The sequence below is a fragment of the Kocuria sp. HMSC066H03 genome, assembly GCF_001812045.1.
In the GTDB taxonomy this organism is placed as follows: domain Bacteria; phylum Actinomycetota; class Actinomycetes; order Actinomycetales; family Micrococcaceae; genus Kocuria; species Kocuria rhizophila.
This window is the reverse complement of record NZ_KV807505.1, coordinates 57,473-72,469: the sequence shown is the minus strand read 5'-3', so window position 1 is coordinate 72,469 and position 14,997 is coordinate 57,473. Positions and strand designations below refer to the sequence as shown.

The 14,997-nt window shown below is 73.6% G+C and carries 11 protein-coding genes; 3 read left to right on the top strand and 8 right to left on the bottom strand.

Annotation, left to right across the window (positions count from 1 at the left end):
• Positions 1-110 precede the first annotated feature (110 nt).
• Complete coding sequence (locus HMPREF2833_RS02540) at positions 111-860, bottom strand: rhomboid-like protein (RefSeq protein ID WP_047978773.1); 750 nt, start codon at positions 858-860, stop codon at positions 111-113.
• Between the two features lie 334 nt (positions 861-1,194).
• Between HMPREF2833_RS02540 and HMPREF2833_RS02535 the strand changes: the two genes are divergently transcribed.
• Positions 1,195-1,734 carry a gluconokinase gene (locus HMPREF2833_RS02535; protein ID WP_070636609.1) on the top strand — a complete coding sequence of 180 codons (540 nt, stop codon included), beginning with the start codon at positions 1,195-1,197 and terminating at the stop codon, positions 1,732-1,734.
• A gap of 138 nt (positions 1,735-1,872) precedes the next feature.
• Here HMPREF2833_RS02535 and rlmC read toward each other — a convergent pair whose 3' ends face one another.
• Entirely contained in the window at positions 1,873-3,009 is a 1,137-nt protein-coding gene (rlmC, locus tag HMPREF2833_RS02530; protein WP_070636608.1) for a 23S rRNA (uracil(747)-C(5))-methyltransferase RlmC, read from the bottom strand.
• Between the two features lie 143 nt (positions 3,010-3,152).
• On the opposite strand from rlmC, the gene HMPREF2833_RS12645 reads away from it, so the two are divergent.
• Positions 3,153-4,061 carry a hypothetical protein gene (locus HMPREF2833_RS12645; protein WP_019311057.1) on the top strand — a complete coding sequence of 303 codons (909 nt, stop codon included), beginning with the start codon at positions 3,153-3,155 and terminating at the stop codon, positions 4,059-4,061.
• 63 nt (positions 4,062-4,124) lie between these two features.
• Here the strand turns inward: HMPREF2833_RS12645 and HMPREF2833_RS02520 are convergent, their stop codons facing one another.
• The 3 genes from HMPREF2833_RS02520 to HMPREF2833_RS02510 form a co-directional block, all read right to left on the bottom strand.
• Positions 4,125-5,294: a PrsW family intramembrane metalloprotease gene (locus HMPREF2833_RS02520; RefSeq protein ID WP_070636607.1), complete on the bottom strand. Its 1,170-nt coding sequence runs from the start codon at positions 5,292-5,294 to the stop codon at positions 4,125-4,127.
• A complete protein-coding gene (locus tag HMPREF2833_RS02515) occupies positions 5,291-5,836 on the bottom strand; it encodes a hypothetical protein (RefSeq protein ID WP_059281793.1) in 546 nt (181 codons plus the stop codon). The genes HMPREF2833_RS02520 and HMPREF2833_RS02515 overlap by 4 nt, the downstream gene beginning before the upstream one ends.
• Positions 5,837-6,057: 221 nt before the next feature.
• Positions 6,058-7,431 (bottom strand): LssY C-terminal domain-containing protein, encoded by a 1,374-nt coding sequence (locus tag HMPREF2833_RS02510; protein WP_070636606.1) that lies wholly within the window; start codon positions 7,429-7,431, stop codon positions 6,058-6,060.
• Between the two features lie 348 nt (positions 7,432-7,779).
• On the opposite strand from HMPREF2833_RS02510, the gene HMPREF2833_RS02505 reads away from it, so the two are divergent.
• Complete coding sequence (locus HMPREF2833_RS02505) at positions 7,780-9,549, top strand: alpha/beta hydrolase (protein WP_224764903.1); 1,770 nt, start codon at positions 7,780-7,782, stop codon at positions 9,547-9,549.
• A 279-nt stretch (positions 9,550-9,828) separates the two neighbouring features.
• Here HMPREF2833_RS02505 and HMPREF2833_RS02500 read toward each other — a convergent pair whose 3' ends face one another.
• The 3 genes from HMPREF2833_RS02500 to HMPREF2833_RS02490 are packed head-to-tail and all read right to left on the bottom strand — an operon-like array spanning position 9,829 to position 14,992.
• Entirely contained in the window at positions 9,829-12,981 is a 3,153-nt protein-coding gene (locus tag HMPREF2833_RS02500; RefSeq protein WP_070636604.1) for a hypothetical protein, read from the bottom strand.
• Complete coding sequence (locus HMPREF2833_RS02495; RefSeq protein WP_070636603.1) at positions 12,981-14,063, bottom strand: DUF1839 family protein; 1,083 nt, start codon at positions 14,061-14,063, stop codon at positions 12,981-12,983. The genes HMPREF2833_RS02500 and HMPREF2833_RS02495 overlap by 1 nt, the downstream gene beginning before the upstream one ends.
• Complete coding sequence (locus HMPREF2833_RS02490; protein WP_239356499.1) at positions 14,060-14,992, bottom strand: class-II aminoacyl-tRNA synthetase family protein; 933 nt, start codon at positions 14,990-14,992, stop codon at positions 14,060-14,062. Before HMPREF2833_RS02490 ends, HMPREF2833_RS02495 begins: the two co-directional genes overlap by 4 nt.
• Positions 14,993-14,997: the final 5 nt, after the last annotated feature.

Here is a 14,997-nt window from a genome sequence, read left to right as displayed (position 1 = left end):
CACGCGACCCCTGAACAGTGTCTGCATGCTAGGGCAGGGTGGGACAGGTCACAAAACTCGCCGGTAACAAATGGGGTCCAGAGCGGGACGGACCCTGCCGCGCCGGCTGGTCAGTGCTCGCTCTGGTAGAGCCGCCGGGCACGGACCCGCGCCTCGTGGTGGACCGCGGCCTCCGGGCGCACGAGCCGGCAGAACGCGAACCCCAGCAGCGCCGCCACGGTGTGCCCGATCGAGGACCAGTCGAGGTCCAGGAGCAGGCCCGTGGCGAGCAGCGCCACGAGCGCCCCGGCCCACAGCAGTCTGCGCAGCAGCGCTCCCCGGTAGGTGGCCAGCGCGGCGAGGGCGCAGAACCCGTAGCTCGCCCCCACGTCGATCAGCACGGGGGACGGCACGGGCAGCTCCGCGGTGCGGAACAGCCACACCTGGAGGTAGGCCACGGCCACGGTGGCGCCCACGTGCCCCAGTGCGAACCCTGCAAGAGTACGCTGCCATCCGAAGCGGTGCTCCAGGGGTGCGACCACCAGGCTGAACCCCACCCACCAGATGAGCAGCTCCACGGGGGACACGTACATGGCACTGCGCACGAGCACCGTCACCGGGTTGGTGCTGAGCTCGTGCAGGTTGGTGGACTGCTCCGCGAGGAACGCCTTGCGCAGCGGCTCGGAGGTGTTGGCCAAAAGCCACGTGGTGAACGTGAGCAGCGTGAGGTACAGGTACGTCAGCGGGGCCCGGCGCACCCAGTCCTTGACCGGCTCACCACGGCGCAGCCACCACGCACTGATCCCGCGGAACCCGGGCCAGGCGTGGTCCACGGCGTAGAGGAAGCCCACCACCAGCAGCACGAGCGCGAGAGTGATCACGGGGAAAGTATGCGCCCGTGGTGCACGCCCCGGCACCGGAGTCGCCACCGCCCGGGACACCGTGCCGCCCTCGGCTCGGCCAGCACGGTGGGCCGTCGGGAAGCGGGGGGTCGTGCGCGGCCGGCCCGGCGGCGTCGTCGCCCCGTCCCCTTCGGACACGCCCGTCTCGCACGAAGGCCCCCCGGCGTGGCAGGGTTACCGGGTGACCTCGTGGTCACGCTCCGTCTGAGAGGAACACCGTGAACGACGACGACGTCCGCACCGGCCCCGCGCCCCGGGACTCCGCCCCGCAGGGCCCGGCAGCACACCCGGCGCCCACCACGGGGGCCGGGGCATGAGCCGGGTGCGCGAACCGTTGCCACCGCTCGTGGTGGTCATGGGGGTCTCGGGCTCCGGCAAGACCACCATCGGCACGCTCGTGGCCCACGAGCTGGGGGTCGAGTTCATCGACGGGGACAGCCTGCACCCCCTGGAGAACGTCCGGAAGATGGCCGCGGGCACCCCCTTGGACGACGACGACCGCTGGCCCTGGCTCGAGATCGTGGGCCGCACCCTGCACGAGCACGGCGAGCGCCGCGAGGGCCTCGTGGTGGCGTGCTCCGCGCTCAAGCGCGTCTACCGCGAGCGCATCCGCTCCCAGGTGCCCTCCGCACTGTTCCTGCACCTGGACGGCACCGTGGAGGTGCTGACCCGGCGCATCGAGGGTCGTAGCGGACACTTCATGCCGGCCGCTCTGCTGGAGTCCCAGATCGAGACCCTGGAGCCGCTCGCCCAAGAGGAGGGCGGGTACGTGCTCAACATCGACCAGCCCGTCGCGGACATGGTGGACGACGCCGTCACCCGGCTCCGCGCGCTCGTGGCCGCACAGTCCTGAGCGCGCCGGCCTGACCGGATCGTCCGGGCCGGGCCCTCCCGGCGGAAGGTCTCGGGGCCGCGGGACGGAATCGACGGGGCGGACGCGCGCTGCCCCGGGCCTGGCGGCGTCGTCCCGCGCCGGGCGCCGCCTGCCCCCTCAACCGCGCCGCAGCAGCACCGCCACCTCGTAGTGCCCGGTGTGGGGGAACATGTCCAGCAGCCGAGCCTCCACGGGGCGCAGGGACGGCATGCGGGCGAGGTCGCGCGCGAGGGTCGTGGCGTTGCACGAGGAGTACACCGCGTGACCCACGGACGAGGTCTCGAGCCACGCGCACAGGGAGGCGTCCAGACCGCGCCGCGGCGGGTTGACGATCGCGAGCTCCGGGGTGCCGGGCAGGTCCGCGGGGGTCGCGGCGGCGTCGTCCGCCAGGAAGCGCACGGAGCCCGGGCCGTCCTGCGGCAGTCCCATCGCCCGGGCGGTGCCCCGAGCCGAGGCCACGGCCTCCTCCGAGATCTCCGTGCCCACCACCTCGCGCCCCGGCCCGGCCACGTGCAGCGCGAAGCCGCCGACGCCGCAGTACAGGTCCCACACGCTGGCGGGCCCCACGGCGTCCACCCACTGCGCCACCTGCCGGTACAGCTGCTCGGTCACGGCCGTGTTGGTCTGGAAGAAAGAGCGCGGCCGCACGCGCAGGTCGATCCCGTTGAGGCCCATGACCAGCTCGCGCTGCTCGCTCAGCAGGATCTCCTCGGGGCCCTCGATCACCGCTTTGTGCTCGGGCTGGATGTTCACGGAGACCACCTCCGCCGCGGGCACCAGCTCGCGCAGCAGGTCCAGGTTCTCGGCGACCTTGGGCAGCTGGCGGGTGCTGCGCAGCACGAAGCGCACCATGAGCCGGCCCTCGGGGCTGCCTGTGACGATCACGTGCTTGATCTCCCCGCGGCGCTTCGCGACGTCGTAGGGCAGCAGCCGCACCCGCCCGATGAACTCCGCGAGCGCGTGCAGGGCGCGCGTGACGGGTTCGGGGTACAGCGGGCAGTCCCGGAGGTCCACGCCCGCCGCGCCGTCCAGGATGCCGAGCGTGGGCGCCCCCACCTCACCGGCCACCACCATCTTGGCCTTGTTGCGGAACCCCCGCTCCGCCGAGGCCACCGGCTCCAGCCACCGCGGCGCACCGTGCGCGTCCACGAGCTCCCGCACCAGCTCCTGCTTGCGGGCCAGCTGCCGCGCGTACGGGACCTCGATCACCGTGCAGGACCGGCACTCGCCCCGGTCGTAGTATCCGCATTCCACCCGCCCGAGTGTACGGCGGGCCTCGCCTGCCGGGCACGACGACGCCGCACGGCCGGGTGGGGTGCCCCTCCACCGTGTGTGGCGCGGGCCCGAGGATCGTGGCACCGTGAGGGCATTCGCCGCCCACCCCGAGGACCACAGCCATGAGCAACCAGCGCCCCTCCCCCGCCGTGATGCGGGGCCGCACCGATCCCGCGCGGGACGTGCGTCCGGTGGACTACACCTCGTGGCGCCCGTCCCCTGCGGCCCCGGGGATCGCCGGCGAGGAGGGAACGGAGACCACCGCGGCACGGAACGCGGCAGAACGGGGCACGCGGGCGGCGTCGTCCCCCGCGGCACCCGGAGCTGCGGCGCACGTGGCACCGGGCGGGACGCCCAAGCCGGGACCCGGACCTCGCCCGGCGCCCGCGGTCACCGTGGGAGACGCACCCCGCGAGCTGACCGTGGACCCGCAGCTCGCGGCCATGGTCGCGCGGCTGCGGTCCGAGGTGGCACCGGTGACGGGCACGCCGGAGAACGCGTTCTACACGGTGGACTCCGCACCGGGGCAGGAGCGGGAGCTGGACGTCCCCGCGGACGGGGTGGACGTGCACGGCGTGTGGGACGTGGGCGAGGACGCCCTGCGGGCCGTGGTGGCGGACCCCGAGGACACGTGGACCGCGGACCTGGGCCGCACCGACTACTACGTGCGCGGCCCGCTGTGCGTGCAGGTCACGCGCGCGGAGCACCGCGTGGTGGGGATCTACCGCAGCGGCTGGGCGATCGCGCGCCGACCGGACGAGACCTGGGCCGACACCCCCGACTCCCTGGAGCGCACGGGTGCCAAGCCCGGCGGCAGCGGCACGCGCTACCCCACCAACCGCCGGGAGCTGCTGGAACGGCTGCGCGCGGCGGGCTTCGAGGTCACCACCTCGGGGCCCACGCACGGCAAGATCACCCACCCGGACGTGCCCGGCCGGTTCCTGCCGTTCTCCTCCACACCGTCCTCGCAGCGCTACGGGCGCCACGTGGTCACCGCGGTCAAGCGGGTGTTCGGCATCGACGTGCGGTGAGCCGGGCCCGGGAACCAGCACGGTCCCCGGGCCCGGCCCACGGCGTTGCCCGACGACTGCCCGTCAGACGGACGCCGGCAGCTCGTCCACGCCGGTGCCGCGGCGCCCCCACGCCTGCAGCACGTCCAGGTAGCCCGCGCGGGTGCGCCGGGCCTGCTTCACGGCGCGACGCCCCCCGGCCTTGCGGGCCTCCTTGAGCCCACGACGCCGCTGCGTGCGCGTGCCCACCGCGCTCGTCACCGCGGGCTGCCCGTACTCGGCCGGGAGCTCCCGGGCCAGAGGCGACCCACGCAGCTCCTGCTCCGCCCGCGCGAGGTACTCGCGCTCCTGACGCCACGCGATCCGCGCCACCAGCACGAAGCACACCAGCGCCAGCACCACCTTGACCGGCATGCCCAGCCACGGCAGCGCCGCCACCGGAGGAGCGTTCCAGAGGAAGTGCAGCACCCACCCCAGGGCGTAGAGCCCGGCGAATGCCGAGATGCGCACCATCATGGAACAGTGCTTCACGGTGCGGCCCAGAAGATATGCCACCCCCACGCCAATGATCGCGGAGTACAGCCAGTGGGAGGAAATGCCAATGGTGCTGCGCAGCAGCGTCACACTGAAAGCACCCGAGAAATCACTGTTCGCATCCGTGGGCGCATTGTTCGCGGCATAGGAGACATTCTCGAAGATCTGGAACCCCAGACCCACGAACGCCCCCACCAGCAGTCCGTGCATGGGCCGGGTCAGCGTGCGGGAGGCCACCAGCATGATCACGAGCACTCCGATGGTCTTGCCCCACTCCTCGCTCGTGGGCCCCGCGAACGCGGCCCCCCAGTCCGCGCCCACTCCCCACGGGAGCAGCTTGGCCGCGAGCTCCAGGATGTGCTCGTTGGCGTGACCCCCGAGCCACGTGGGAACGGTGGCCCCGAACACGGTGGCCAGCAGCAGGATCCACGGCCGACGCGCCCGGTACGGGTCCGCCCACAGCACGATGACGGCGAACAGCACCAGGGTGAGCGCGAAGATCGGGGCGATCGCCAGCAGCGAGTCCTTCGCGGTGGTGAAGGACTTCGCCACCGCCAGGGACACCCCGGTGGTGCCCAGTGCCACCAGCACGCAGAACAGCCACCACACGGCCGAGCGCGGGCGGAAGAACTCGTGGCCGTACCCGGGTCCGTCCTGATCGGCTGTGACTCGCACGGCGGGGCGGGCCGGGGCCGCGGGGGTTGCGGTCGCGGTGCTCATTGCGCGCCCTCCTTGCTCGCGGCGAGGCTGTCCAGCAGACCCTGAAGGTCCGGAGCCTCGTCCTTGCTCGTGCTCGTGGCGGTGACCAGGACCACCGTGGCACCGTTGTGGACCACGGCGCACGGGCCCGTGGCCTTCTGCTCCGTCTTGATGGCCACGCAGCTCTTGCCGGTGAACCCGCCACCCCCGGACACGCTTCCGCCGTCGAACGCGGCGGAGGTGCCGTCGAGCGCCTGCTGGCGCAGCACGCGGTCCGCGGTGGTGTCGAAGTTCTGGCTGCCGTCCACCACCGACAGCGTCAGCTCCTGGTCCTGCTCCGCCCGGGTGAACGTCACCGAGGTGCGGCTCGTGGACGGGCTCGTGCTCCACCCCTCGGGCGCCCGGAACGTCACCGTGGTGCCCGCCGTGCTGTCCAGGGCACCCTGCTCGTGGGCCCCCACGGTCAGCTGCGGTGCGGGCACGGCGTGCGAGACCGCTGCGGGAACCGCCCACGTGCACGCCGTCATGACGGCGAGCACCGCGGCGGATGTTTTGTGCGTCACTTTCATTTCCGTGTATCTTTCTCCCTCACGACAAGGACACGTGACGATATCACGGAAATGCGGGGGCAATTGTTTTCCTGTGACCTCCGTCAAACATTTTGTTTATGCAGGAGAACTAAGCAACGGTAAAAGCCCATGTCGGATTAGTGGCCACGCCCGAATTGTTCTGCAGGAGTGGTGCAGAACACGCGTGGTGGACCGCGTCGACAGCGCTCCCGGACTCAGCCGGCGGCCTCGGCTCGGGCGCGCTCGGCCCCACCGCGGGTCCAGGCCCGGGCGGAGAGACTGGTGAGCGCGTACACGGTGAGCAGGTCCACGGACGCGGACAGCAGGGCTCCCGCCGTGGGACGGCCGCCCTGGAAGAACGCGATCATCTGGAAGATCTGGGAGAAGGTGACCAGCGCAATCATGATGAGCCGCGAGCGCTGGCTGCCCTGGAAAGTGCGCCACCCGAGGAACAGGATGGCTCCCAGCATCAGCGCCAGGAGGACCACCATGAACGTCACCACGGCCACGCCCAGTCCCTGCGGCTCGCCGTCCAGTTGGAGGTCGCTCGTGAGCTCACCGGGGTGCAGCACCAGATCCAGCACGAGGGCCAGGGCGGAGAGCACGGTGAGCGCCCAGGCGGCAACGATCGAGAAGGGCCTGCGGGCGACGTCCTGGAGCACGTCCTCCGCAGAGGTCGCACGGTCGGTGGCCCGCCCTGCCTGCACTGGCGTGGTGGGCCCCACCGTGGCGGGCACGTCCTCGAGCAGCAGCACGGGCAGGTCGCCGTCCGTGCGGACGGCGTCCCCGCCGCCGTTGCGGCTGTGGTAGCCGGTGGAGAAGTCCTCGATCACCGCCACCTCGGCCTCCGGCACGGCGTGCAGCACGGTGTCCACCACGTAGTCGCGCTCCACGTCGATGTCCGCGTCGATCTTGTGCGTCACCTGCAGGGTGAACAGTGAGAGCCCCACCGCACGGTCGTACGTCCCGGCGGCGAGCCACTGCACGCGGTGGCCACCCGGCAACGGCCACCCCTCGGGGCAGGGCCAGAAGCGGATGTGGTGGCGCTGGGCGGCGTTGCCGTCCACTTCCTGCTGGTACGCGAACTCCTGGACCTTCCCGAACAGCAGCAGGGGGCTCACCGGCGCCTCAGGATAGCTCTTGCGGGTCACGGACGACTTCACGATCCCCCAGCTCGACCCGATCGTGATGGGATCCGCGAGCGTCCACCCGGCCGCCCGCATGGCCGTGTGGATCTGATCCCGTGAACCGTTGACCGCGAGGTTCACGGGATCTCCGAGCAGCCCGTCCGGGGTCACGGTGCGCCCGATGAAGTAGGAGGGCACGTAGATGGCCGTGAGCGTGCGGTGCAGCCGGGGAAGCGCCAGGTACGCCATGATCCCCCAGAAGACGATGCTGTAGCCCAGCAGCGTCCACCCGTCGTCCACGCTGCGCAGGATCACCACCGCGAACACGAAGACCAGCACCATCACGATGCCGAAGAAGACGTTCTCCACCATGTCCATCCCGAGCCCGGACCGCCGGTCCTGGACCTTCACGGGCGGGTGCCGGTACTCGGCGGGCCGCCGCGACGAGTCGTAGTGCTTCATGTGGTCTCCGTCCCGGGCACATGGCGGCTTCCGCCGACCGGCCGCGCTCAAGCTGTTCTGGCGCCCCGGGAACCTCCCGGTCTGGGCACCGCGTCCTGGCCGCGATCCTAGGCCAGGGGGCGCAGAAGAATTACCCGCGCCATCCGGTGACTGCTCGTTCCCATCCGGCCTGACCCCACTTCGGGGGACCACTCCACCAAAGTGTGGGCGAGTGCTCCCGGGCCCGGGCCGGGGCGGGGAAGTTAGGCTGGCACAGTACACACGGCGTGGCGCCCGCGGCACCGCTCAGGGGAGAGACGGTGGACGCCCACGGGGCGCAGCGCCGCACGTCTTTCGGGGGAGAGTTCATTGTTCAGCTTCTCAGGTCCGGGCCGCCCGTTGCGGTCCATGATCGGCACGTCGTCCCGCGCAGCCACCGCCCGCGCGAGCAGCCCGGACGAGGGCGTGGGCCACGGCTGGATCCCTGCAGGGGAGCGCTGGCTCGCGGTGGACGTCCACGAGCCCTCGGCCCCCGCGCGCGGTGCCACGGTCGTGGTGGCCGCCCCTCCGGGCCGGGAACGGGTCACGATGACCCGCACGGTGCTCCACACGGCGCGGGCTCTCGCGGCGGACGGCTGGCGAGTGGTGCGGTTCGACTGGTCCGGGACCGGGCAGAGCCCCTGCCTGGACGAGGCCTGCGACGCCCGGTGCTGGGCCGAGGACGTGCGCGCGGTGCGGGAGTGGGCGGGCGGCGGGCACCCGGTGCACGGTGTGGCCTTCAGCGTGGCGGGGGCTCTCATGGCCGCGGACGAGGACCACGGCTGGGCCCAGCGGATCCTGCTGGCCTCCGTGTCCGGGAGGCAGTGGCTGCGCCACCAGAGTGCGCTGCGGCGGATGGCCGGCGCGGACCTGCCCCCGCGCGTCACGGAGGGAACGGAGCTGCTGGACCTGCAGCTGGCCTCTGAGGGCGTCTCAGCAGTGAAGGCCGTGCCCGCCCCTGCGGAGGATGCCGCACGAGGCCTCCGGGTGCTCGGCGAGGATCTCACCGGTCCCCTCCCCCTCGACGTCCACCCCCGAGCAGCCACGGTGCCGGAGGGTCTGACGAGCACGGTGACCCGAGCACTGGCCGAGCACGCGCCGGCGCGCGGTGCGTCCACCCGGCAGGACGACGCCGGGGGCGAACCCGTCCGGTGCCTCACACTGGACGTCCACGGCACCGCGGTCCGTGTGTCCCGCGCCACCGTGGGACACGGCGAGCGCCCCGCGATCCTCACGGAACCCGTGGAGCGGGCGGCCGAGGCGCCGGGCCTCGCCCTGGTCTCCCCTGGTTCGGACGCCATGGAGACCGCGAGCGGGCTGTGGTTGCGCACCGCGCTTCTGTCCTCGGGTCGCGGTGCCGTGTGCCTGCTGGCCGAGCGCACGGACACCGGCGAGCTGGTGGACGCCACCCTGGCCCGCAACTCGAACCCCTACGCCCGGCACACCGTGGTGGAGTGCCGCGAACTCGTCACGCGGCTCGCGGACCTCACGGACGGGCCTCTCACGGCGGCGGGCATCTGCCTGGGCGCGTGGGGACTCGTGGCGGCGGCCCCGGAGCTTCCGCGGGCGGTCGCCGAGCGGCTGACCTTGCACGTGGTCAACAACGTGGCGTGGCAGCGGGAGCCGTGGCGGTACTGGCGCCAGGGTCTGCGCAGTGGGCCCCTGGCACCCCGGCTCCCGGGGGAGGAGTCACCCGCGCCCGAGGCCGCCCCGGAGCAGGGCGCACCCGCCCCCCGTTCGCCGGGACGGGTGCTCATCTCCCGCGCGGGCAGCGTGGGCCGGACCGTGGTGCGCGGCACGCGGGCCAGGGCCCACGCGGCGTCGCCCGGGATCAACTCGCTCGCCGCCACCGTGGGCATCATCGACGTCCCGCAGCCCGCGCTGCGGCGGCTGGCCCGGATTCCGGGTCTCACCGTCAAGGCGGTCTTCGGGCCCGCCGACGCCGCGCACTGCCACGTCACCGCCGCGCAGCAGGACGGGCGGTCCGCCCTGCTGCTGCTGGAGCCGCTGGACCACTCGGTGTTCGCCACGGCCTCCCGGGACACCCTGGCCCGCTACATCGTGGACGAGACCACGGCGCTGGGGCCCACTGGGCACTGACCGGGGCGCGGGCGGCACCACCGCCCGCGCCGGACGCGCAGACAACGAACGGCGGGACCCTGCAGGGTTCCGCCGTTCGGGCACTGCGGGGCATGTCCGGACGGGCTCCGGGCGCCGTGCGGCATGAGCTTCCTGAGAGCGTCCCCGGACGCGGGGCGGTCCCCTGCAAGCGGCTCAAGGCCGTGGAGATCACCCCGGAGCGCCCACGGACTTGGGGCGGTTCCGCGGTCTCCGCCGTAAGCACCGCCGCCCGACGAGCGCCGCCCCCACCGGGCGGCCTCAGCCGCCCTCCACGACCACGGGCATGGCACCCAGTGCCCGCACGCGTGCGTCCCGCCGCACGGCAGCCGTGACGGCACCGCGCACCGGCAGGTGCGCCGTCTCACCGGGCAGCACGTGCACGTAGCCGTCCTCGGCCACCGCCTCCCCCGCCGAGAACGCGCCGGAGGCTGGGAGGTCCAGCGCCACGAACCGGGCCAGCCCCGTGGCCGTGACCGCGACCCGCCAGGCACCGTCCTCCGCACGCTCCCACCGTGCGGCGAGGTCCGGGTCACCGGGGGCGTCCCTGCGGGGCCCGCCGCTGAGGTGCGTGTCCCGCGCGAGCACGCGGCCGGCGTCGTCGAGCAGCACGGCGGAGACCGCCTCGTACGCGCGCTCCCCGAAGCCGTAGGCGTGGTCCAGGTCCCGGAACGTGCCGTCCGCGAGGTCCGCGCGCAGCGTGTACTCGCCGTGCGCGGGCACCTCCACGGGGACCTCCAGCGGCGCCTGGCAGCCCCCGCGGACCGTGGCCACGGTCAGCCGCACGGTCGCGGTGAGGGGGTGGGCGGCGTCGTTGAAGACGTGCAGGGGCAGGCCGTCCCCGCCCGCGGGCACGAAGCACAGGGCCACGGGCGCGCACGCCCGCCGCATCCCGTACCACGCGGCGGTGGGCCGGCCGGTCACGTCCAGCACGCCCCACCCCGCCCCGGGTGCCGTGGACATCGCCGAGAGCACGAGAGCTCCCCGGCACGCGGACGTGGCCGCGCGCCACTGCGCGAAGGTCCGCTGGAACACGTGGGCGAGGGCGGCACGCTCCAGATCGAGCCGCGCGCCGTGGTCCGCCGGGGCGCCCTGCGGTGCCGGCCGTGCGGGACGCGCGAGGCCCGCGTCGGGATCGCTGTCCCGGTCCAGGAAGAGCCGGTGGACGTAGAGCCGCGTGGTGTCCTCGAAGGTCCACCCGGCGCCGGGATCGTGGGCCAGACCCTGCCGCCAGGCGTGGGCGGAGCCGGTGCCGTCCAGCGGTGCGTCCGTGCCGAACTGGGCCCGCACCACGGCCGGTTCGGGAGGCACCGCGAAGGCGAGGGACTCCGCGGCGAAGCGCACCCCGCGGGTCACGGCGTCCTCGACCGGACGCCCGTACGCCCCCACGCCGAAGTAGTGGCAGACGCCGTCCGCCGCGTCCACCGGGGAGCACGCCGGACGTTCCACCGACGACGCCGCCGCCTGCGCCGTCGGGACGCGATCCGCGCTGTTCGCCCGTGCTGCCACCGCTGGCGCCGTCCCGCCCGACGGGCCGGGCCCGCGCGAGGCCGCTGTTCCGCTCGTCGTGCCCTGGGCGGCGACCACCGCGGTTATCGGGGTGGCCCCGCGCGACGGCGCCCGGCCGCCCTCCCGCCCGCCGGCAGCGGGCAGGGACGGGAACCAGAGCCTGTGCGCCCGCTGCCGGGCGGCCTCCTGGGCGTGGCGCGCCGCGTCCAGGTCAGCGTCCGAGCACGGTGAGGACGGTACGACGACCACGTCCGCCCCCACCTCCCCCACCGCTGTGGGGATGTCCCGCACCAGCACCGGCGGAGTCCACTGCTCGGCGGGCCGCCCCGCGAGCACCGGCGCCTGGATGACCTCCGTGCCGCCGGAGAGCACCGCCGTGGAGGGGTGCGCGGCCAGCCGGGACGCCAGGGCACCCACCTCGGCGCGCAGCCCCGCGCGCCAGATCGGCTCGTCCGGAGGGTCCAGGGGACCGAGAGCCACGTCCTGCCATACCAGGATTCCCAGCTCGTCGCACGCCCGGTGGAACTCCTCCCTCTCGTAGCAGCCGGTTCCCGGGATGCGGACCATGGTGGTGCCCGCGTCCCGCAGCCGCGCGAGGACCGCACGAACGCACTCGGGGGATGCCGCCACCTCGTACGGGTCGGCACCCGTCCACACCGCACCGCGCACGAACAACGGAATGCGGTTGATCGTCAGGGCCAGTCCGCGGTGCTCGGCATCGCGGGGTTCGGCCTCCACCGTGCGGAAACCCACGGTGGCCGTGTGCTCCGCGCCCGCGGCACGCACCCGCACCGTGTAGCGGGACTGCCGGCCCATGCCGTGGGGCCACCACAGCTGGGGTCGGGGCACCGTGAGCCGCAGGGTGATGCATCCGTCGCTGTCGGCGTCCGCCGTCGAGACCTCCTGCTCGCAGGACACCGGGGCGTCGGCGGTGTCTCCTACCGCCGCGACCTCCACGCGCACGCGGGCTGCCTCGCGTCCCCTCAGCAGGTCCGCCACGGCGCACCGCACGCCCACCACCCCGTCACCGTGCTCGTCCACGAGGGTGCGCACCGCGAACGGCTCCGCTGGCAGCGCGCGTGCAGCCGCGGGTGCGGAGGCGGCGTCGTCGCCAGGGCCCGGCTCGTCCCGGAGTGTGACGTGGGGCGCGCCGACCGGACGGGCGCGCGGACCGCCCCACGGTCCGATCACGGGTTCGGTACCCCTCGCTGCGGCGGCCTCGTCGTCCGTGCCCGGCGCTTGCGGGAGGGCGGCGTCGAGTGCGGAGACCGGACGGGCGCTCAGCCCGCCCCACGGACCGATCACGGGACGGGCTCCCGGCCAGTCGATCGAGCCCACGAGAGGGGTGCGGCGCCAGCGCACCGAGCGGTCGGGGACCAGCGGCGAGAGCCAGCGGGCGCGCGGCTTCCGCGGTACCGGGACAGTGCTCAGCGGCAGCAGCCGGAGAGTGATGTCGCACCGGCCGGGCGGCAGCTCCACCGTGACGTCCCACGGCAGGAAGGCCGTGTCCGAGGCGTGGACCTCCTCCCCGGCCGCGAGCAGGCGGGCCACGGTGGCCACGCCGGTCGAGGTGAAGCGGTGGGGGCCGCCCGCGGTGGTGAGGCTGGTGCGGTACTCCCACACGGCGTCGGGCGCACCCGAGCGCAGGATCTGGTCCACGGCATGCTCCCCGAGTGCGTCGCGCAGCGCGCCGGTCACGGTGCCCGGAACTCGTGCTGGAACGCCCTGCGTCAGCACCGCGGCCCACGCGGCCAAATCGCCCTCCCGGGACGGAACCTCTTCGCCGGGCAGGACGTCCTCCCCCGGCGTGGCGGCCACCCCGTGGGTAGCATCCGCCTCAGCGGCCGGGTCCACGCGGTGCAGCGTCCACGTGGCCCGGGCCAGGACGTCCTGCGCGGCAGGCATCACTCGCCCATGCCCACGGCGTCCCGCACGCTCCGCATCCCGGTGTCGTAGCCGGAGACGAAGGCCTGCGCGGACGCGTCCACCCGCGGGGTGCGGCCCGACGCCGCCCGGGCCAGCTGGAACTGCAGGGTCTTGGCGGCGGCCGCGGCCGCGTCCAGGGACTCCGCGGCGGCCCGCAGCTGCAGGGCGTCGAGGTCGCTCGGCCACTGCTCCGCTCCCTCGGCGAGGTAGCGGCACGCGTGGGCCGCGAGCCCCGCCGTGAGGCCGGCCTGGCGCGTGGTGGCGAAGGAGTAGACGTGGAAGTAGTCCATGCCGCGCTCGGCGAGCGCGGGGAGCTCCTCGCGGATGGCGGCCACGAGCCGCTGGGCCGGACTCGTGTCCGGGGCCCGGCGGACGTGGGCCCGCGCCAGCCCCGTGGCGCACTGCCAGAGCTCGCGCGGCTCGAGCCGGTGCACGTCCTGCGTCCGCACGAGCTCCACGTATGGGAACGGCACCGTGCCGGCGCGTGCCCCCGGGCCCAGCGTGTTCTCCAGGTCCTCCCCGGAGAGCACGTGCACGCCGTCGTTGTGCAGGTACACGAGCTCCCCCGCCACGGGGTCCAGCCGCAGCGGCACGATGGACGTCTTGGTGTGGGCCGCGCGGTAGGAGACGCCCGCGGTGTCCGGGAGGTGGAACGCGTCCACCTCCACCACCAGGGCGTCCCCTCGGGACATGGCGCGCTGCAGGTGCTCGCCCAGCGGGCGCCACGTGTCGTACTCCCCCACGGTCAGCCCGTAGAGGGCCTCGATGTCCTCCTGGCGGGGCTTGAGGAACTCCCACTGGTCACCCAGGAAGTCCGCGCTGAACGCGGCTCCCAGCATGGGGACCGGGTCCAGCCCGAGGACCGTGGTGAGCCCGATCCACACGTCCATGTAGCAGTTGGTTGGTGACCACGGCTCCGCAGGATCGTGCAGCGCGGAGCGGGGGGCGTTCGCCGCGGTGAGCGACTCGCACCCCCGCACCGCCAGGACGTCGGTGCCGAACGGTGCCTCGGCGACCTCCCGCCCCGCCGGGCCACCGCGGTTCTCGGTCACGGTGGTCATGACAGACCCAGCTCCTGGCGCACGGAGGCCGGCCACGCGGCCACGTCGAAGCCGTGGACGGAGGCCAGAGCCAGCGCCACACGCTCCAGACCGAAGCCGAAGCACGCGGAGTGGGCCACGGCGCCGTCGGCGGTGCGCATGCCGAAGGCCTCACCGAAGTGGTCCTCGTGCAGGTTCGCGGAGGCGATGGCCGTGGGGTGGCCCGGGTAGACCTCCGTGAGGATCTCGAACTTCAGCTGCGCCTCGCGCTGACCCGCGCTGAGCAGCTTGCCCGCGCGGCCGAAGAACGGGTCGTTCGCGGTGTCCGCCTCCACGGTGAGCCCCAGCGCGCGCAGCAGCTCGGTGCCCGCCGCGAGCCACCTCTCGCGGTGCTCCTGCGCCTGCTGGGGCGTGCCGATCCGCACCGCCTCGAACATCCGGAACGTCACGAAGCGCATGGGGTCCGGACTGGGCTCGTGGCGGTAGCACTCGCCCATCAGCTCGAACACGGTGCCGTCCACCTGCGATCCTTCCAGGTACGCGTACAGCGGGTGGCACACGGCCGGGACCAGCGCGTGTCCGGCCGGGGTGAGCTGGGAGGACCAGTCGCCCTTGTCCTCGTACGTGGCCAGCAGCTGACGGTGGGCCTTGTTGTCCCCCTCGAAGGCGGAGATCGTGCCCAGCAGCTGCGGGAAGGACGCCACGTAGTCGGTGCGCTCCAGCAGCCGGGTGCCGTTGACCGGTGGGAAGCGCAGCCGGCGGGTTCCCGTCTCCGGCGAGAGCTCCCCGGCGATCTTCCGGGCGGCGGCCGCGATGCCCTGCACCACGTCCTCGGCCTGCGGGCCCAGGCCCGTGACGCCGTCGCCCAGGGTGGGCAGCAGCCAGTCGTTGGCCTCGAGCCCCGCGCGGAACGTGTCCTGCTGGGTGGCGAGGTCCTGGTGGGTGTCCATGATGG